We start from the raw sequence: 18,872 nt of genomic DNA on the forward strand, positions 1-18,872 counted from the left end.
TTTCGAAGGAGAGCTAGTTGATGAGCGTTTTCCGCATCAAGAAGACACTGGTGAGAACCGTGCTCGTGGTCGGGGTCGCGGCGGGCCTGTCGGCCACGCTGCAAGGCTGCTTTCTCGCTGTCGGGGCCGCGGCGGGCGGCGGCGCGCTGATGGCGACCGACCGCCGCACGCTCGGCGCGCAGACCGAGGATCGCGAGATTCAGGTGAAGGCGCTGTCGCAGATCAGCCAGAATCTGCCGGACTCCGCGCACGTCAACGTCACGGTGTTCAACCGCCGCGTGCTGCTGACCGGCGAGGTCGCGGGCGAGGCGTCGAAGCAGCGTGCCGAGAGCATCGTGCGGAACATGAACAACGTGAATACGATCGTCAATGAACTGGCGATCGCGCCGGCGAGCTCGTTCTCGTCGCGCACCAACGACACCTACCTCGAAACGCGCGTGAAGACCGCTCTGATCGCCGAGAAGAACATTTCGGCGAACAATTTCAAGGTCGTGGCCGAGCGCGGGAACGTCTATCTGATGGGCCTCGTCACGATGAATGAGGGCAATATCGGCGCCGACGTCACGAGCCGCGTGCCGGGCGTCGTGGAGGTGGTCAAGGTGTTCCAGTACATCCAGCCGCAGGAAGCCGAAGCTGCTGCGGCCGCCGGTGCGACGGCGCCGGTGGCCGCCTCGCAGCCCGAGGTCAGCGAGCCGACGGTCGGCGCGATTCCCGATTCGTCGGTGAGCGCGCGGCCGCTCGATCAGCAGGCGCCTGCGCCGGTCAACTCGTCGACGTCGGTGCGACCGGGTAATCCGAAGGCGGTGCCTTGATGCGCGGTATGACGCGTGCGGGTGTCGTGTTCGCGTTGGTGGTGGGCGCGCTCGCCGGCACGATGACGTCGGGTGCTCGCGCGGCCGAGGCGGCGCGCGGCCAGCAGGTCGCCGCCGCGAATGCATGCATGGGCTGTCACGCCGTCGATCGCAAGCTGGTTGGTCCGTCGTTCCAGCAAATCGCCGCGAAGTACAAGGGCGACGCGCAGGCGCTGACCAAACTCGCGCGCAAGGTGAAGGACGGCGGCTCCGGCGTATGGGGCATGATTCCAATGCCGGCCCATCAATCGATGAGCGATGGGGATATCCGCGCGGTCGTCGACTGGGTGCTCGCGGGCGCGCCGTCCAGATGAGGTTTTCCCGGGGCTGGAGGCTTGGCAAAAGGGAAAATGGCTGTGCTAGAATTATTTTTGTTGGGGGGGTAGCTCAGCTGGGAGAGCGTCGCGTTCGCAATGCGAAGGTCGGGAGTTCGATCCTCCTCCTCTCCACCATCACGTGTTCCATGCAGTTCCGTAGAATTCCGCAAACCCCGCGTCCCGTAAGGCTTGCGGGGTTTTTGTTTCCATTCCGGGATTGGGGTTTCCGTTGACAGCCGGGGGCCTTTCAGAGCAGCTTTAGGGGCATCAGGCTCATTTTTGAGCCCGGCGGAAATTTAGGCCCCCACGCTGCTGGAGGTGTCCCATGCCTCTTACCGATCTGGAAGTTCGCCGCGCTGCGGCTCGCGAGAAGACCTACCGGGTCTCCGATGGTCGCGGGATGTATCTCGAGATTTCTCCGTCCGGCGGCAAGTACTGGCGCCTCAAATACCGGTTCAATGACCGGGAGCGGAAGCTGGCGCTGGGCGTCTATCCCGATGTCACGCTTGCCCACGCCCGGAGGAAGCGCGACGAGGCGCGTGCGATGCTCGCCGATGGCATTGATCCCGGTCAGGCGAAGAAGGACAAGAAACGCCTGGCACGGCTGAACGCGGCCACTACCTTCGAGGCCGTCGCACTCGAGTGGTTCGAGCAGCAGGCGCCCGGTTGGGCACCGAGCCACTCCGAGAAGATCATGGGGCGCCTGAAGAAGGACCTGTTTCCCTGGCTTGGGTCGCGTCCCATCGCCGACATCACCCCACCTGAAGTCCTTGAAGTGCTGCGCCGTGCCGAGAAGCGCGGTGCTCACGACACCGCACACCGGCTTCAGCAGAACTGCGGTCAGATCTTTCGCTACGCTGTGGTGACCGGGCGTGCCATTCGCGACGTAAGCGCCGACCTGCGCGGCGCGCTGCGGCCCAACCGACATACCCACTTCGCCTCGATTACGGATCCCGAGAAGGTCGGAGAGATGCTGCGCGCATTCGATGGCTTTTCAGGGACGCTGGTCGTGCGCGCGGCGCTGCAACTTGCGCCGTTGCTGTTCGTGCGACCCGGCGAGTTGAGGCAGGCCGAGTGGGCGCAGATTGATCTGGAACGGCGCGCATGGTCCTTTACTGTTTCGAAGACGAAGACCGAGCATCTGGTCCCGCTGGCCAACCAGGCTGTAGAGATCCTGAAGGAGTTGCAGGCGCAAACCGGCAAGTGGCGTTGTGTATTTCCGGGCCGTGATCGGAGGAAGCCCATGAGCGGCGCGGCGATCAATGCCGCGCTGCAGCGACTGGGCTTCGACACGAAAACCGAGATCACCGGCCACGGATTCCGGGCGATGGCTCGGACCATCCTGCATGAGCGGCTACGATTTCCCGCCGAAGTCATTGAGCACCAACTGGCGCACCGGGTGCCTGACTCGCTCGGCAGCGCCTACAACCGCACGCGGTTCATCGACGACCGGGTCGTCATGATGCAGGCATGGGCCGATTACCTGGATCGGCTGAAAGCGGGGGCGGAAGTGGGGCCGATCCGGCCGCGGTGTGTTTGAGGCGGAAGTCCTGGCGCATCGCGTTTGTTGCCGATGAGTGGAGAGTCGCTCGTCACTTGTGATGGAGAAGACTTGTTTTCGCGAGAATGTTGAAATTTTGCTGACAACCAGCCGTGGTGTTACTGCACGTTTCCGACGCGATCTTGCACGGTTGAAATCACGTTTAGATTCGTTGTGGTTACGTCCTGCGTACATCTCCGTTCATATCGCCTTCACGTTTATAGATTTTCCGTGTCCGGTCTGATCTGGAAACTGAACGCATCTTGAACGACCATGGAGCCGGGTTGATTATTTCCGCGCTCCGTCTTTATGTGAGATGTTGGACCGGTTTGCTGGCGGACTGAACCCTTTGCCGGGCGGTTGAGAGAAGTCTTTGTGGTGCCGGGCGCGTTGGAAGTGCCATCCGTACGACGAGCGTTGGCGCGTCGTTTCTTCGTCTCCTGCAGCGCGTATCGAAGCGCACTGGCGGTCACGTTGATGCCCGCCTGTTTTGCCTGATCGATCAGTTGTTCGACCGAATACCCTTTGGCGCGGGCCGCATCGATGTGGGCGCGCACGTCCGGCATCGCGTCGCGTACCGTAATGCGTCGCTCGGAGGGTGGTTTTTCCGGTAGCGCGTCGAGCAGCCGTGCGAACTCGTCCCATTGGGCTTTCGTGTAAGTCTTCGGTGCGGGCATGATGACCTTCCGTTTGCGGCTGGTGAGCAGTGTGTCGCAATGATCGTGCATGCCGCTTGTTGGCGCGTCAACGCCGCATTCGTGCGTGGTGTGGACGATGGCGGATTACCTTGGGCGGCAGTGGAACGCTGCGGAGTGACGTACTTTTTTCTGTTCGTGGCGGAGGCGCAACGACATCTGTCAAGGGAGTGCCGTGCCACAGAGATGCGCGTGAAGTTTGGCGGCATCGATCACCCGTCGAGCGTGCATGTCACTTTCGCTGCCGCTGAAGATATTTGCCCATGATCACCGCTTAGAATTCGTGCGCGGTGTGGGTTATTGTTGGGTGCGATCGGATTACGCGACGCATGGGACGCAGTTTCTTGTCTCTATCCGCCTTGCGTTTACAAATGGAGGTAGATAAAACGCGCATATTGGCGACGTTCTTGGTGACCCGGATTTGCGCCAGTTGGGTAGCGTTCAGGTCTCGTGTGAAGACGTTTGAAAATCCGCGCGTGCGATTACCGACTCCAGCTGCAGCCCTCGCAGACCTCCGACATTCAGGTCGCGGCAGTGGACCGGATCACTACACAGAAATCGGCCTGCCCAATATGCAGGCTCGATCAATCGACATTCCGCACCATGAGATACGGTGTGCGGTCGAACAAAGGAAGAACAGCGGATTCATGCGGTGCATCCCGCGGACGCATCTGGCCACCTTACGGAAATTTTCGGCCGACCTCGCTGAAAGTGCTTAGCCGGGAGACAAAAAACCGAGATTGAAACGAGTGATGGCAGGATAGGCTTGCGCCGGTTTTGGGCGCCATTTGGCCATTGATGGGCGGCGACTGGGCGACACCCACCATCTTGATCAACCGGTCGCTGGATCACACTCATAGTGCGCCGCGGCAGTACTGTGCAAAGACACGAAGAGCTTATACACGAATGGCATCTCGCCCTCATGCATGAAGTGTTGCCTGATCACAAAGTGGGAGGCAAAGCTGAGCGTGAAGGTTGCGGCCTACTACCTGCAGCGCATGAAGACCAAATGGGGTAGCTGCAATCACTGGGTAGGAAACATCCGCTTCATCACGGACCTGGTCAAGAAGGCGAAGGACTTGATAGAGTACGTCGTCGTGCTTGAGATGTTGTATCTTGTCGAGTCGACACACAACGACCGCGCGGTGTGAAGTTGTCGAAGCAGGACTTCCCGACGTGGCGGGAAGCTCGAAAGGAATTGAACGAGTTGCCGCTGGCCTCGGAATCGTGGGACGGGCGGTCGTTATACGCAAGGCGGTCAGCCCAACAGTCGTCAAGCGTCCGAACGTGCCCGCGCGAATTTTTCACGGTGACAGCCATTCCGGCGCGCAATGACTGGCTACTCGAGCGAGCCGAGCGCTCATACTCACTGTTTTGATGGTCTACCGCCTGGGCCGAAGGCGCGATCATTCATGTGCCCAGCGAAATGTTTGCTTCAGATCATTACAGTGCGTTCTCGGCAGCAATCCTCTGTGCTGTAGCTGACCAACAACTATGCCAGGAGCCACCCGAATCTCTTTTGCAAATGACGAAATGGCAACTTTGCTGAATTGATTCCGCCTTGTAAAGGCTGAAAACCGCATGCGTGGCAGCAATTCTTGTTCAGCAAAGTTGTTTGCTTCCGCCTCTTTTGCGGGGTCCAGTCCATTGGCGCCTTCGAGAAAGAGCTCCTTTTTTCCGTGCAATAAAATGTGTCCAGCTTCGTGAAAAAAGGTGAACCAGAGGTGGTCATCAGTCCGATATCTTAGACTGAGCTGAATAAGCGCCTTGTTCGAATTGAGCCACCGTGTCGCACCGCTGACGCCAGTCTTAGGCAGTGCGGGAACGAAGACAACCGCTACGCCTGCTCTGGCGCATAGATCCCGCATGCGAGGGACGAAAACGTCGGGTCCCTCAGTTGTCAGCAGTCGGATGTCGTCAAGTGCCGCGCGAAAAGCGGCCTTGTCAAATGTCTCGCACGCGATTTGTGCCGCCTCAATTTCACCACGACGAAGCCATGCCGACACGGATTCTGGAAAAATCTCTTGATGGTTATGCTGGCGGTAAGCGACATTTAAATTTGGCCACATGTCGTCCCATTGCTCAACACTGGCAATTCCGAAGAAGCGCAAAACCTCCACTAGCTGCGCTTTCGCGTCACTGGGCCTATCAATCCAATTAAGCTTGGCCATCATGGCCACTGGAATGCGTTTGAGCCACCCTAGATCGCGCTCCAGCTTAGCTTCCTCATGTAAGCGCGCAACAGCCTCTTGGTACTGGCTTTCAAGATTTAGCCAGTAGTCAGCAGGCATGCCTAACGCCCGCTCCAGCTTTATGGCTGTTTCGGGCGTAATCGATGACTTCGCTTGAGCGATAGACACAATATGCTTGGGAGTTAGGCCAGTTCTCTTGGCTAACTCTTGCTGGGTCATTCCGCGCACTTCCAGTTCGTCGCTGAGGACTTCGCCTGGAGAGACTGCGTAGTCGGGCTGGTATTCGTTAATAGCTTGCTTAGCCATGAGTATCCTCGATTCCGGTAATTTCAATGGCAGTCACCTGCTCCCAATCCAGCCCGCCTTCCGGCCGCTTGGGTAAAGGATCGTGATTGGGTTGGAACACCAATCGATACGGGTGATCCAGGTCAACGGTCAGCTGACCCTTTCGATTGCCCGTCAGCTCGTGGCAGCGATGCGGCGGGCTCATTGGCGGCGCGAATATTCCCAAGTTTGGTGCAGCGCGAAGCTGTGTCAAAGCGATCTTGAGTTTTTTAGTCCGTAGCGGACCGAACGCCTTAATCATTGCCTTCTCTTCGTTGAGCTGCTTCCGCAGCGCTTTACTGGCGAAGGAGATGTTCATTCACATTAGATGACGTATCATTAACCTAAGAGGTTACCACTTTTGGCGCGATCCGTGAATAAACACTATGGTTTGAGTTCCACAACTCGGGCGTTCACCCAAGTTCCTTCGGGATGGCTGCTTCAAGCTCCTCCCACCTTTCGGCCTGAGCGAGCCGTAACCCCTCCTGAACCTCTAGGTTCGGATACTTCCTAATCGTGTTGCGGGACATGCTTGTGAGACGCGCCATTTCGTGTGCCGACTGTTTCTGGCGACGGAACATCCGCTGCATCTTGCCGTTCGACATCATCGGGACTATCCCCACGCACCCTGCATGAGACTTGGCAGGATCGGCTATGTTGCTAAGCGTTCGCGCGCTGAGAGCTCGGATGGCGTCATGAGACGACCCTCAGGGGTAACCGATAGACCCTGTTTCGGATTGCGTCCGCGTGCGCGGGAGGCACGAGAGTATTCCGCAGACCCCGCGTGCCGTAAGACTCGCGGGGTTTTTGTTTCCGGAGCATCCCGTCTCATCCGTTGACTTCCTTCCCAGAAAGGGGAAGACTTTGCGGCCTGCTGACAATCCTGCGAAGGCAGTATTCCCCAAATGATGCCTACCGATACCACCGTCGATCGGGCCCAGCCCGCCGAGAAGCCGCAACAGCTCTTCGACTGCGGTTCTATACCTCTGTCACGCCCGAGAGCGGCAGATGCTGGCAGCTCAGGAGCAGGTTTGGCGGCAAGGCGAATCAACTGGCACTCGGCGTATACCCGGCAATCACGCTGGAGACTGCGCAGGTCTGCTGGATTAGGCCCGAGCCTTACTTGCTGAGGGAGTCGACCCGGGCGACATCCGGAGACAGCAATGCGCCATCGAACGGGGTGAGGCCGCGCGGCTAAAGGCGACTACGCGATTTGCCGTTGATAGCGACGGTGCGCTGTCCATACGGTTAGGCCGCTCGCCGCGTATCGCCCGATCACAGTCTTAAAGGGGCAGTACCGTCTTTGGCTACGCGAGCCGTTGGCCTTATACGGGGTAGAGAGCGCAAAGCTCGCGCCGGGGTATCAACCACCGGTACGTGCTGTGAAGAAATGGCAATCGACAAATTTAGACAGAATTTAAAAACCTCATGCAAAGCGCACACCACCAAAACCTAGTCGGGTTCATTTGGAATATCGCCAATAAGCTGCGCGGCCCCTACCGCCCACCGCAGTACCGCCGCGTCATGCTGCCGCTGATTGTTCTCCGCCGCTTCGATCTGGTCCTGGCCGAGAACAAGCAGAAAGTGCTGGACGAAAAAAAACGTCTGGAACACAAAGGCATCACTGGTCCCGCGCTGGAAAAGGCTCTTTCGCGTATCGCTGCTACCGACCGCAAGCAAGAGTTGTTCAACACTAGCGGTTTCACCTTTGAAAAGCTGCTGGGCGATGCGCCCAACATCGCGGGCAACCTCATCGCCTACATTCAGGGATTCTCGCCGCGGGCCCGCGACATCTTCGATAAGTTCGAATTTGAAACCGAGATCGCAAAGCTGGATGAAGCCAATCGCCTCTACCTGATCATCAAAGAGTTCTGCTCGGCAGATATCAACCTCTCGCCGAAGGTCATCAGCAATTTGCAGATGGGTTACCTGTTCGAAGAACTGGTGCGCAAGTTCAATGAGCAAGCCAACGAAGAGGCTGGGGATCACTTCACCCCGCGTGAAGTCATCCGTCTGATGGTGCAATTGGTGTTCACCGGCGAGGATGGCATTTATGAGAAAGGCATCTACCGCAGTGTGTATGACCCGACGGCCGGTACTGGCGGCATGTTGTCGGAGTCTGAAAAATTCATCTGTGGCGATGGCTTCACTACAGGGCTCAATCCGGACGCCAACATCGAACTGTTTGGCCAGGAATACAACCCGGAGTCCTATGCTATCTGCTGCTCTGACCTGCTGATCAAGGACGAGCCGATCAACAACCTGATCTACGGAGACACTCTGGGCATCAAGGAGGCCAAGAACAAGACCAATGGCTTCGTCCCGCACGACGGTCATCCGGACAAGAAGTTCCACTACATGCTGGCCAACCCGCCATTTGGTGTGGAGTGGAAGCCGGAAGAAGACTTCGTGCGCGAGGAGTACGCAGACCAAGGTTTCTCGGGCCGCTTCGGCGCGGGCCTGCCACGTATCAACGATGGCTCGCTACTGTTCCTGCAGCACATGATCTCCAAGATGCACCAGCCGCCGAAGCTAGTCGACGGCAAGAACCTGGGTGGTGAGGGTTCCAAAATCGCCATTGTGTTCAATGGCTCCCCCCTGTTCACTGGCGATGCTGGGTCAGGCGAATCCAATATCCGCCGTTGGATCATCGAGCGCGACATGCTCGATGCCATCGTCGCTCTGCCAGACCAGATGTTCTATAACACCGGCATCTACACCTACGTCTGGATCGTCACCAACAAAAAGCCGTCCCACCGTCGAGGCAAGGTGCAACTGATCGACGGCACCCGCCATTTCAAAAAGATGGACAAGAGCTTGGGCAACAAGCGCAACGAGCTCTCTGATGACCACATTAAAGAGCTGGTGCGCCTGTACGCCGAGCGCGACCACGATGCTGTGAGTGACGTGCTGGTGGACGGCAAGCCCGAATCGCGCGTTTGCAGCAAGATCTTCGAAAACCGCGAGTTCGGCTACCTCAAGATCACCGTGGAACGCCCGCTGCGTCTGAACTTTCAGGTCAGCGCAGAGCGAATCGCCAAGCTGGACGAGCAAAGCGCTTTCGTCAGCTTGGCCAGCAGCAAGAAGCGCAAGAGCGAAGCGGCCTATGCTGCTGAGGTCGCGGAAGGCAAAGAGACCCAAGCCGCCATCACAGCGGCTCTGCAAGGCATGGATAGTGAAACGCTGTACAGCAACCGCCCGACATTCGAAGCGGTGCTCGCAAATGCCTTGAACACGGCTGGCATCAAGGTGGGCGCACCGATGAGGAAAGCTTTACTGGCGGCGCTGTCCGAGCGTGACCCCAAAGCCGACATTTGCCTGGATGCCAAAGGCAAGCCCGAGCCCGATGTCGAGCTACGCGACACCGAAATCGTCGCCCTACCGCAAGGCATCAGCTTGCCGCTACCCCTGGGCTACGACAATGAAACCCACCACGACAAGCTGATGGCCCTGGTGCAGGACCACTGCGAGGACTACCTCAAGGCTGAAGTCCTGCCACACGTCGCGGATGCCTGGATCGATCACAGCAAGACCAAGGTCGGCTACGAAATCCCGCTCACCCGTCATTTCTACGTCTACCAGCCGCCGCGCCCGCTGGAAGTGATTGCGGGCGAAATTAGCCAACTGGAAAAAGAGATCATGGCCATGCTGAGTGAGGTGGTGTGATGGGATATTCTCAGTACAAGAAACTAGACAAGTCAGGGGTCGCGTGGCTGCAAGAAAAACCCCGTCATTGGCAAATTAAGAGGCTGAAATTCTCGACTGATCTCATTAAGACTAAAGTAAGCGCTGAAGAGGCGTCATTGCCCTACATCGGCTTAGAACACATCGAGTCTTGGACTGGAAAAAAAATCGACGGCGAAATCAGTAATAGCGAGGGCTTGGCGTCATCGTATTTGGCGGGTGACGTTCTGTTCGGGAAGTTGCGTCCGTATTTGGCGAAGGTGCATTTGGCGCAACAGCACGGATTGATATCAAGTGAAGCGTTGGTTGTGAGAAGCAAGGACGGTCTGTGCGCCGAGTTTCTGAAGTACTACATGCTTTCTCGTGATTTCATCAATATTGTTGACTCATCGACCTATGGCAGCAAAATGCCTCGAGCCAGCTGGGATTTCATTGGAAATCTTCCCGTATTGCTGCCTGAGGTCGAGGAGCAACAAGCTATCGCGCGCTTCCTCGATTTCAAAACAGCGCAAATCGATGCACTGATCGCCAAGCAGCTAGCTCTGCTCGACAAGCTGGCCGAAAAGCGCACTACCCTCATTACTGACGCCGTGACCAAAGGACTCGACCCATTGGCGCCGATGAAGGATTCGGGTGTGATGTGGTTGGGAAAGGTGCCGTCTCACTGGACAGTCAAGCGGGTTAGATATGCATCGTCATTCGTAACAAGTGGTTCAAGAGGCTGGGCAGAGTATTACTCGGATACAGGAAGTGTATTTCTTCGAATAACCAACGTTGCAAGAGATTCGGTTGATTTGTTGCTTCACGATATTCAGCGCGTTTTGCCCCCGGAAAGCTCGGAAGGTGAGAGAACGGCAACTCAATCTGAAGACGTAATTGTTTCTATCACTGCCGATCTTGGATCAGTAGCTGTTATTCCTGAAGGATTTGAGAGCGCCTATGTAAGTCAACATTTGGCGTTAATCAGGCCTCAGGTTGATCAAATCTCTGGTCGGTGGATGGCATACCAACTTTTCTCCACTCCCGGAAAAGCACAGCTGACTGGGTCAGGATATGGTGGAACAAAGATTCAACTTGGCCTTGGCGATGTCAAGGATGTCTGGATGGTGCTCCCACCCAAGAATGAACAAGATGCAATTTGCGCTTGGATCGGGACAGAGCTTCGGCGGTTACAGAATCAATCAGACTCGGTTAAAAATGTGGTCTCGCGTTTGGAAGAATACCGTTCTGCTCTAGTAACGAACGCCGTTACGGGAAAGATCGACGTGCGTGGCGCTCAGATTTCGCAGCCTGCCGAAGGGGCGAGCTCATGAATGGAGGCCGGTCTACATGACATTGAATGCGCAGGGGTACTTCAATTGTCTGAAGTCCTACGTTCACGAAAAGGACTATCAAATTCATCAGCCAACCGCGGGCGAAGTTGTTCTGAAGGAAAAGATTCACCAATCTCAAGGAGTCAAACCCAAAGAGTTCAAGTTAGCGTTGAAGTCTGAGGGGGAATTGCTCGTCATTAAGCTCGACGGCAAGGGGGATCGACTATTTCACTTCCTTGACGACACCGCCAAGCCGTGGTCAAAACGATGCGACTTCGTGATCTTCAATTTGAGGAAGAATAGATTGTTCGCGTACTGCATCGAATTCAAGTCTGCAACGATTCCTCCTGACGTGCCGGATCAACTAACTTCCAGTGTATCGTGGTGCAAGTCGCTGCACTCCACCATTGCTGCCTACACGGGTAAGAGGATGCAGTTGCATGTAACGAAGTATGTGTTCAGCAATCATGAGCCAGTAGGCAGCCCATACCTTGATGCGCATGGCAAGTACCTGCAGCGCGATCACACGGTACGCCATTATCGATATGCCGACCTCAACGGCATGGCGCTGGCGGATTTGGAAAACAGCAATATCGAGGTGATTCGCTAAGAGGCCGAATCTAACGCATTAAAAGGGTGAGAAAGATGCACAAAGAAATCGACTTTGAAAACGACATCGAGCACGCGCTGACCATTAACGGTGGATACAAGAAAGGTGACCCCAACGCCTACGACCCGGAAACCGCGCTGTTCCCGGCGGATGTCGTCGCCTTTGTGCAGAAAACGCAGCCCAAGATTTGGACGCGCTTGACCCAGCTCGACCCGGTCAAAGCGCCAGCAATGCTGCTGGACAGTTTGGTGAAGGAGCTCGCCGCCAAAGGAGTTCTGGCGATCCTGCGCGAGGGTTTCAAGTGCGTGGGCAAGACGGTACGGCTGGCCTACTTCGCGCCCAACACCGGGCTGGACCCCTCTAGCACCGAGCGTTACGACGACAATCGCTTGATCATCGTGCGACAGGTGAACACCAAGAGCGGGGCCGTCCCCGACGTTGTGTTGGCGGTGAATGGCTTGCCCGTGGCCACGTTGGAGCTGAAGAACCCGATGTCCGCCACGCGCTGGAACGTGGAGAACGCGAAGTATCAGTATCGGTTCGAGCGCGACCCCAAGGAGCTATTGTTTGCCTTTAAGCAGCGTTGCTTGGTGCATTTCGCGGTGGACACCGAGTTGGCCTTCATGACCACCAAGTTGGAAGGGAAGGACACCTTTTTTCTACCCTTCAACCTAGGGCTTGGTTACGGCGCGGGCAACCCGCCAGCGGCTGGGGATGTCCGTACGACTTACCTTTGGAACAAGGTGTTGATCCGTGACAGCCTGATGGACATCCTGGCCCGATTCATCCATTTGGATATCGAAGAAAAGACTGTCGTCACCGAGAAGGGCATCAAGCGCCACCGCAAGGAGACGATTATTTTCCCGCGCTACCACCAGTTGGATGCGGTGCGCAGCCTGACCGATCACGCCCGAACCCATGGCTCAGGTCGCAACTACCTGATCCAGCATTCCGCAGGCTCGGGAAAATCGAACTCGATTGCGTGGCTTGCACACCGACTCTCTAGCCTGCACGACGCCAACAACGATAAGATTTTTCATTCGGTGGTGGTGATCACTGACCGGCGTGTGCTCGACCAGCAACTGCAGGACACCATCTTCCAGTTCGAGCACAAGTTGGGCGTGGTACAGAAGATCGACGAAAATACTCAGCAGCTGGCCAAGGCTCTGGCGGATGGTGTGCCGATCATCATTTCCACCATCCAGAAGTTTCCGTTCATCACCCAAGCCATCCGGACGATGGAGGCCAATGGCAAGGGGGTTGCCATCTCGACAGCGGGCAAGCGCTTCGCGGTGATCGTGGACGAGGCACACAGTTCACAAAGTGGCGAAACCGCGATGGAGCTGCGCAAGATTTTGAACAAGGATGGCATTGAATCCGCCATCGCCGAGCAACTGCTCGACATGGACGACGATGCCTTGAGTGAGGAGGCAAAGAAGGAGCTGTTGCGCGAACAACTCAAACGCGCCAAACAGCCCAACTTGAGTTTCTTCGCCTTTACCGCAACACCAAAGTTCAAGACGCTGGCCGTTTTCGACGAACCGGGCCCCGATGGCAAAGCACCGTTCCACCACTACAGTATGCGCCAGGCCATCGAAGAAGGCTTCATTCATGACGTGTTGGCGCATTACACTTGCTACAAGCGCTACTACAAGTTGATCCAGAAGGTGGAGGCCAATCCCGAAGTGCCACGCCGCAAGGCGGCACGTGCGCTAGCACGGTTCGTTGCGTTTCACGACTACGAGATCGCGCAGAAGGTCGAGGTGATCGTTGAGCACTTCCGCACGCATACCCGCCACAAAATTGGTGGCCGAGCCAAAGCGATGGTGGTGACGGGGTCGCGCGAGCATGCCGTGCGCTACAAGCTGGGATTCGACAAGTACATCAAGGACAAGGGTTACACCGACGTGAAATCGTTGGTGGCGTTCTCGGGCGAAATCACGCTCAAGGAGTTTGCTGACAAGAAATTTACCGAAGTAAGCATGAACAACGGTATTAAAGAATCCGAGCTGCCGGAAAAGTTCAACACCGAGGAATACCAAGTTTTGTTGGTGGCCGAGAAATATCAGACGGGCTTTGACCAGCCGCTGTTGCACAGCATGTACGTCGACAAGCGCTTATCTGGAATTCAGGCGGTGCAAACCCTGTCACGTCTAAACCGCACCACGCGCGGCAAAACCGACACCTTCGTACTCGACTTTGTCAACGAGCCTGCAGACATCTATACCGCCTTCAAGCCATATTACGAAGCAACGGACAAGGGGGACGATACCGATCCGCAGCAACTCAATACGCTGGAGCACTCGCTGGCAGCCTGGAAGATATACACCGAAGCGGAAGTCAGCGCTTGGTGCGAAATCTGGTTCCGCAATCGGCTGAATCCCACCGGCGGCGAACACAAGAAGTTGAACGGCCTGCTTGATCTGGCGATTGAGCGCTTCAAGCAGCTCGGGGAAGAAGATCAGAACCTGTTCAAGGGGCAACTGGTCAGCTTTCGCAATCTGTACAGTTTTATCTCTCAAATCGTGCCGTACCAGGACTCTGATCACGAGAAGCTGTACACCTACGCCCGCTTCCTGCTGACCAAGCTGCCCCGCACGACGGACAACCGGACAGTCCAGGTCGACGATGAAGTGGAGCTTAAGTATTACCGCCTGCAAAAGATCAGCGAGGGGGCGATTGACTTGATGGCCGGTGAAGCTGACGCGTTGGAGGGGCCGACAGATGTGGGCACAGGTCAAGCAGACGAGGAGGTGCAGCTTTCGACTTTGGTGGAAAAGCTTAATGAGCGCTTCGGCACAGAATTCACCCCTGCTGACCAGCTCTTCTTTGATCAAGTGCGCGAAACAGCTGTAGCCAATGAGCAGTTGCGACAAGCGGTCATTGCCAACAGCATCGAAAACTTCGAGCCCGTGTTCAACAAGCAGCTCGAAAACCTGTTCATTGAGCGCATGGACGGCAACGAAGAAATATTCGTGCGGCTGATGAACGACGAGGCTTTTAGGAATGTTGCTGCTAGTCACCTGATGCGGGCGGTGTACAGCCAAGTCAAGTCAGCAGGAGACTGATATGGGTTTGAATCTGGCGAAGGTCGTACTGGACTGTCTGAAAGAGCGATCCGACGAGAAGCTAACCGCGCGGCAAATCGCCGAGTGGATTATTGAAACCTATCCTGCCGAATGTCAGGAGAAAAAAGCCAACAGCCGGGGTGGCTACATCAAGACAACTGCTGACTTGGTTCAACAGCTGGTCGCAGAAATTGGCAGTCGACGTCCCGATTTGCAGAAACGCGACTCCAGCCTCAAAACAACCGAGGGGCGACCACGCAAGTACTACTACTCGACGATGTCCGACATCGCCGAGGTGGCGGCCGCGGAAGGCCTAGTTGTCTTGCCAACGGTAGATCCGTGTGAAGCAAAGCTGGACGAGCACGCGCTGTATCCGCTGCTCTCGCTGTATCTGTGGGAGGAGTTTGGAGTTCATTCGAAGCGCATCGACGAGAAGCGCTCATCGAACAAGCGCGGGCCGAACGGCAACCGCTGGCTGTATCCGGACGTGGTCGGAATGAAAGACTTGGGCGCGGAGTGGCACCAGGAGGTGCGGGACTGCGTGAACCAATATGCGGACAAGCGAACCAAGCTATGGTCGTTCGAGGCCAAGTTGCTGATCAACCGGTCGAACGTCCGTGAGTGCTTCTTCCAAGCAGTGTCCAACTCGTCGTGGGCGAATTTCGGCTATCTGGTCGCGGCGGAGATCGAGGGACAGGACACGCTGAAGGAACTGCGGATGCTGTTCGCAGCGCACGGCATTGGCCTGATCAAGCTGGATGCCGATAACCCGGCGGAAAGTCAGGTCTTGATTCCGGCTCGCGAAAGAGATGAGATTGATTGGGATATGGCCAACCGGCTGGCGACCGAGAACCGGGATTTTCTGCAGTATGTGAAGCTGGTGAAACAGTTCTACCAGACCGGTGAGGCCCGCCCGGCGGATTGGGACGTTCCCGAGACGGAGGACTGAGGTGCTATTCCAGATGTCCGAGGACTTCGAGGCATTCGTCACTACGCTGAAACGCGCCGAACCGGCTATCGCGGGAGTCTGTGCTGGCTCGGCAGCTTAGATATGGAGGCACCTTTTTCTTTTCCAGCCTTGTGAGCCTTGTCAAAGGGGCCGTCGACAGATTAGTTCCATCCTCCTCCTCATCAGGTATTGCGAGAAGTTCGCGACATTGCGAAAGCCCCGGATTCCGCAAGGCCCGCGGGGTTGGCGTTTCCATTGTCGAATCGGGGATTCCGCTGACAACCGGAGACATTTCGGGGCACAAGATTTACTTTTAAAGGTGAACTTGAGACGATGGATGAACCGGATGAGCTGATCGAATTTAAAGTATTCTCCAGCTAGCTATTGCGAATGTGGCGGCAGTCTGCCGATTGAGCGGGAGTTTCTAATAGACCGAGGGCGATGTATGAGCAGGTACTGTGGGGACGACGATCCAAAACCCATTCTGGAGGCGGCCGCTCATTGGCGTGGCGCAGCGCTATTAGAAAATGGCTCTGTCCTCACAAGCAAGGCGATTTGGACATCATCTGCGCTGGAATTGCTCGACGAGTACTTTGTAAGAAGACCCGACCTCGGCGACAGTAAGTTTCTAGTAAAGCTGAAGCATCAACTTGAGCCAGTTGAAGGTGCCGCTAAGCAGCTGGTAGCCGAGATGATGTGGCTGATGTACCTCTGTCCGAGCAGCCTGACCATAGCCCACAAGCGGAAGACTGTCCAAACCATTTGGAGCTGGTCAGGCGAGCCAACACCGACCGAATCACGTTGGTTAGATGATGACGTTCTTGCTGGCGTCGGTAGCGCCGGCCCAGGCTTCAATCAGAACCAGTGGCGGGAGCTCGTCTTCCTCATCAACTTTCTCCGTCTCTTCCGGGAGCTGAGTGCTGACGATCAACTTGCGCTGATGGACGACGGCTGGAAGTTCGATGAATGGCTGCGTCAAGTCCCGGATTGGGACGCGCGGCAGTTTCGTCACATGCTTCTCTTCCTGCTATTCCCGGATGACTTTGAGCGCGTCTTCGGGCAGAACGACAGGAAGACAATCGTTCGACACTACACGAAGCGCGAGCGGCGCGAGGTCAATCGGATGGATGCTGTCCAGCTAGATCGGGAACTGCAAGCTATCCGCAAACGCCTTGAAGTGGAGCGAGGGACAACACAACTCGACTACTACGTGCCTCCATTGAAGGGTGAGTGGCGAAGCGAAACGTTTGCAGCTGCAACCGAAGGGATAACAGAGAGTCATGTCCGGCACGCATTGAACGAAATCGATCAAGAGGGCGTGCCCCCGGACGCTGAGTCCACCGGCTACGATCTCTTCTACGAGGGCAGGCGGTATCCACCGAAATTGGCTTTGTCGCTAGCAGTAAAGTACGCCACTGGGGAGCCACTTGATCGCGCTACTTTCTCCGGAGGGGAAGCCTCTTCGGCTTTCCGTTTGCTGCGACGTCTCGGTTTTATTGTCAAATCGAAGGAAGGCTCCGAGGGAGGCTTGCCTGGGCTTTTGGATCGGTTTATCAATCAGGCAAGCGAAGGCAAGGAGCTTGGCACCCAGGGTTATCTGAATGAGTATCGTGGCCTTAAAGTTCGTGTGAGCTTTGGCAAGGGCGATTTCGCTCGCATCCCCTGGATCGCATTTCTTGGTGACGGGCAATCGGTCTCCGAAGGTATCAATCCCGTGCTGCTACTTTTCCAAGCGCAGCAACAGCTGCTGTTGTGCTACGGGGTGAGCGAGAAAGCAGCACATCGTCTAACTTGGGGCGAGCTCGATGGCGCACAGACTGTAGGAGATTGGTTTAAAGCGCAGTATGGTACGGCGCCGGTGCGCTACGGCAACTCCTTCGTCCGTGCCGCGTATGACCTCTCGCAGCCATTGCCGATGGCGGAACTGCAACAAGACTTGGACGATGTAATCGATATCTATAACCGTGTGCTCGCCGGTAGCGGCGAGGATGCATTGCCAGAGGCCGTTGAGCCCGATCAACCGGATGCGGATGTATCTCTACCGGTCAGGGCCGATCTCGCCGAAGCGGTTGAGGCCTTCAGTGATGCTCTGCGGGCCAGCGGTGTCCGGTTTGGCGAGCAGCACGACGACCTTGTCTCCACCTTCGTCTCTAGTCTGGTCGCCAAGCCACTAGCAATCCTGACAGGCTTGTCAGGCTCTGGGAAAACGCAAATTGCCATTCGCTTCGGGGAGTGGCTGGGCAAAGACCGGCTACACGTTGCTGCAGTGCGTCCGGATTGGACCGGCGCAGAAGCATTGTTTGGCTACGAAGATGCGCTCAAGCGGGAGCTAGACGGGCGCCCTGCGTGGACTGTTCCTGCTCCGCTGGAGTTCATTTTGAAGGCCGTGGCAGACTCGCAGCATCCCTATCTACTGCTGCTGGATGAAATGAATCTAGCACACGTCGAGCGGTACTTCGCAGATGTGCTATCAGGTATGGAGTCTGGGCAGCCCTCTATCCCGAATCTCCACAGAGGCATAGACGGTTGTTGGCGAGTACAGGACGGCGCAGAACAGCGAGTTCCATTTCCGAAAAATCTGTGGATTGTGGGCACCGTTAATATCGACGAGACAACTTATATGTTTTCTCCAAAGGTACTTGATCGAGCCAACACCTTTGAATTTCGCGTGCGTTCAAGCGATCTGTCGATCGAAGCGATGAAGCCTCAACCATGTGAACCCGGAGACCAAGAGCTGGTGAGAGGGCTGCTGAGCATTTCACGGGATGATAACTGGCATAGGAATCGTCAAGGCACGGTGGGTGCCGAGCTAACCAGCCGCTTACGTCAATTGCATGAACTACTAAGCCGATACAACCTCGAGTTCGGTCACCGCGTGTTCTATGAGGCATTGCGATTTGCAGCCCTCGCGGAGGAAGCGGGGATTACGGAGCTAAGAGCGATCATGGACCGGATTGTCATGCAAAAGGTACTGCCAAGACTTCATGGCTCGCGCAGACGCTTGGAGTTGCCACTGCTCGCGCTCGCGCAGTTTTGCAAAGAGTTGCCTGATACGGTTGCAAGCGACGATGTTCTACCAGCAACGGCGACCGAAGAGGCGACGGGGCAAGGCGTAGCGCTACCGATCGCCTACGCCAAGGTCACCCGCATGCTTCGCACCCTGCGTGCAAATCAGTTCGCTAGCTTTACGGAATAGCCCGTGCGCGCTGTCTCGGAAGCTTCTATTCCTCTCTGCTGCCCGACAGGCAAGATCACCGCGCGGCTATGTATTGCGGTTCTGCCGAGTAGGAGCGCATCTCTGAGTCCCGCGCTTTGGTTCTCGAGCAGTA

Annotated in this window: 14 protein-coding genes and 1 tRNA gene; 12 read left to right on the forward strand and 3 right to left on the reverse strand. The window is 56.5% G+C overall.

All coding sequences use genetic code 11. The features are described 5' to 3' along the window. The first annotated feature begins 20 nt into the window (after positions 1–20). From OKW27_RS29860 to OKW27_RS29875, 4 genes are all read left to right on the forward strand, one after another. The gene (locus OKW27_RS29860) at positions 21–812 is read left to right on the forward strand and encodes a BON domain-containing protein (protein WP_090802672.1); all 792 of its coding nucleotides are present in this window, start codon (positions 21–23) and stop codon (positions 810–812) included. Further along, positions 812–1,165, forward strand: a complete 354-nt coding sequence (locus tag OKW27_RS29865; RefSeq protein ID WP_429335608.1) for a c-type cytochrome — start codon at positions 812–814, stop codon at positions 1,163–1,165. Before OKW27_RS29860 ends, OKW27_RS29865 begins: the two co-directional genes overlap by 1 nt. 62 nt (positions 1,166–1,227) lie before the next feature. Continuing rightward, positions 1,228–1,303: transfer RNA gene (locus tag OKW27_RS29870), tRNA-Ala, on the forward strand. A gap of 190 nt (positions 1,304–1,493) precedes the next feature. Then, positions 1,494–2,708 (forward strand): tyrosine-type recombinase/integrase, encoded by a 1,215-nt coding sequence (locus tag OKW27_RS29875; protein WP_429335609.1) that lies wholly within the window; start codon positions 1,494–1,496, stop codon positions 2,706–2,708. Positions 2,709–2,926: 218 nt separating this feature from the next. Here OKW27_RS29875 and OKW27_RS29880 read toward each other — a convergent pair whose 3' ends face one another. Continuing rightward, a complete protein-coding gene (locus OKW27_RS29880) occupies positions 2,927–3,385 on the reverse strand; it encodes a hypothetical protein (RefSeq protein ID WP_429335610.1) in 459 nt (152 codons plus the stop codon). 39 nt (positions 3,386–3,424) lie between these two features. On the opposite strand from OKW27_RS29880, the gene OKW27_RS29885 reads away from it, so the two are divergent. Then, a complete protein-coding gene (locus OKW27_RS29885) occupies positions 3,425–3,670 on the forward strand; it encodes a hypothetical protein (protein ID WP_429335611.1) in 246 nt (81 codons plus the stop codon). A gap of 659 nt (positions 3,671–4,329) precedes the next feature. Further along, positions 4,330–4,554 carry a YgjP-like metallopeptidase domain-containing protein gene (locus OKW27_RS29890; RefSeq protein WP_429335612.1) on the forward strand — a complete coding sequence of 75 codons (225 nt, stop codon included), beginning with the start codon at positions 4,330–4,332 and terminating at the stop codon, positions 4,552–4,554. 255 nt (positions 4,555–4,809) lie between these two features. On the opposite strand, the gene OKW27_RS29895 is transcribed toward OKW27_RS29890, so the two are convergent. Both OKW27_RS29895 and OKW27_RS29900 read right to left on the reverse strand, forming a co-directional pair. After that, a complete protein-coding gene (locus OKW27_RS29895) occupies positions 4,810–5,901 on the reverse strand; it encodes a HigA family addiction module antitoxin (RefSeq protein WP_429335613.1) in 1,092 nt (363 codons plus the stop codon). Beyond that, positions 5,894–6,238 carry a type II toxin-antitoxin system RelE/ParE family toxin gene (locus tag OKW27_RS29900; RefSeq protein WP_429335614.1) on the reverse strand — a complete coding sequence of 115 codons (345 nt, stop codon included), beginning with the start codon at positions 6,236–6,238 and terminating at the stop codon, positions 5,894–5,896. The genes OKW27_RS29895 and OKW27_RS29900 overlap by 8 nt, the downstream gene beginning before the upstream one ends. Before the next feature lie 1,109 nt (positions 6,239–7,347). Here OKW27_RS29900 and OKW27_RS29905 point away from each other — a divergent pair. The 6 genes from OKW27_RS29905 (at position 7,348) to OKW27_RS29930 (ending at position 18,739) form a co-directional block, all read left to right on the forward strand. Further along, positions 7,348–9,585, forward strand: a complete 2,238-nt coding sequence (locus OKW27_RS29905) for a type I restriction-modification system subunit M (RefSeq protein ID WP_429335615.1) — start codon at positions 7,348–7,350, stop codon at positions 9,583–9,585. Further along, a complete protein-coding gene (locus tag OKW27_RS29910; RefSeq protein WP_429335616.1) occupies positions 9,585–10,916 on the forward strand; it encodes a hypothetical protein in 1,332 nt (443 codons plus the stop codon). Before OKW27_RS29905 ends, OKW27_RS29910 begins: the two co-directional genes overlap by 1 nt. 16 nt (positions 10,917–10,932) lie before the next feature. Next, entirely contained in the window at positions 10,933–11,526 is a 594-nt protein-coding gene (locus OKW27_RS29915; RefSeq protein WP_429335617.1) for a hypothetical protein, read from the forward strand. A 35-nt stretch (positions 11,527–11,561) separates the two neighbouring features. After that, positions 11,562–14,594, forward strand: coding sequence for a type I restriction endonuclease subunit R (locus OKW27_RS29920; RefSeq protein ID WP_429335618.1), 3,033 nt, complete (start codon positions 11,562–11,564; stop codon positions 14,592–14,594). A 1-nt stretch (position 14,595) separates the two neighbouring features. After that, positions 14,596–15,543, forward strand: coding sequence for a COG2958 family protein (locus tag OKW27_RS29925; protein WP_429335619.1), 948 nt, complete (start codon positions 14,596–14,598; stop codon positions 15,541–15,543). A 445-nt stretch (positions 15,544–15,988) separates the two neighbouring features. Continuing rightward, positions 15,989–18,739: an McrB family protein gene (locus tag OKW27_RS29930; protein WP_429335620.1), complete on the forward strand. Its 2,751-nt coding sequence runs from the start codon at positions 15,989–15,991 to the stop codon at positions 18,737–18,739. The last annotated feature ends 133 nt before the right edge of the window (positions 18,740–18,872 follow it).

The organism is Paraburkholderia sp. 35.1 (assembly GCF_050436525.1).
Taxonomy (GTDB): Bacteria; Pseudomonadota; Gammaproteobacteria; order Burkholderiales; family Burkholderiaceae; genus Paraburkholderia; species Paraburkholderia tuberum.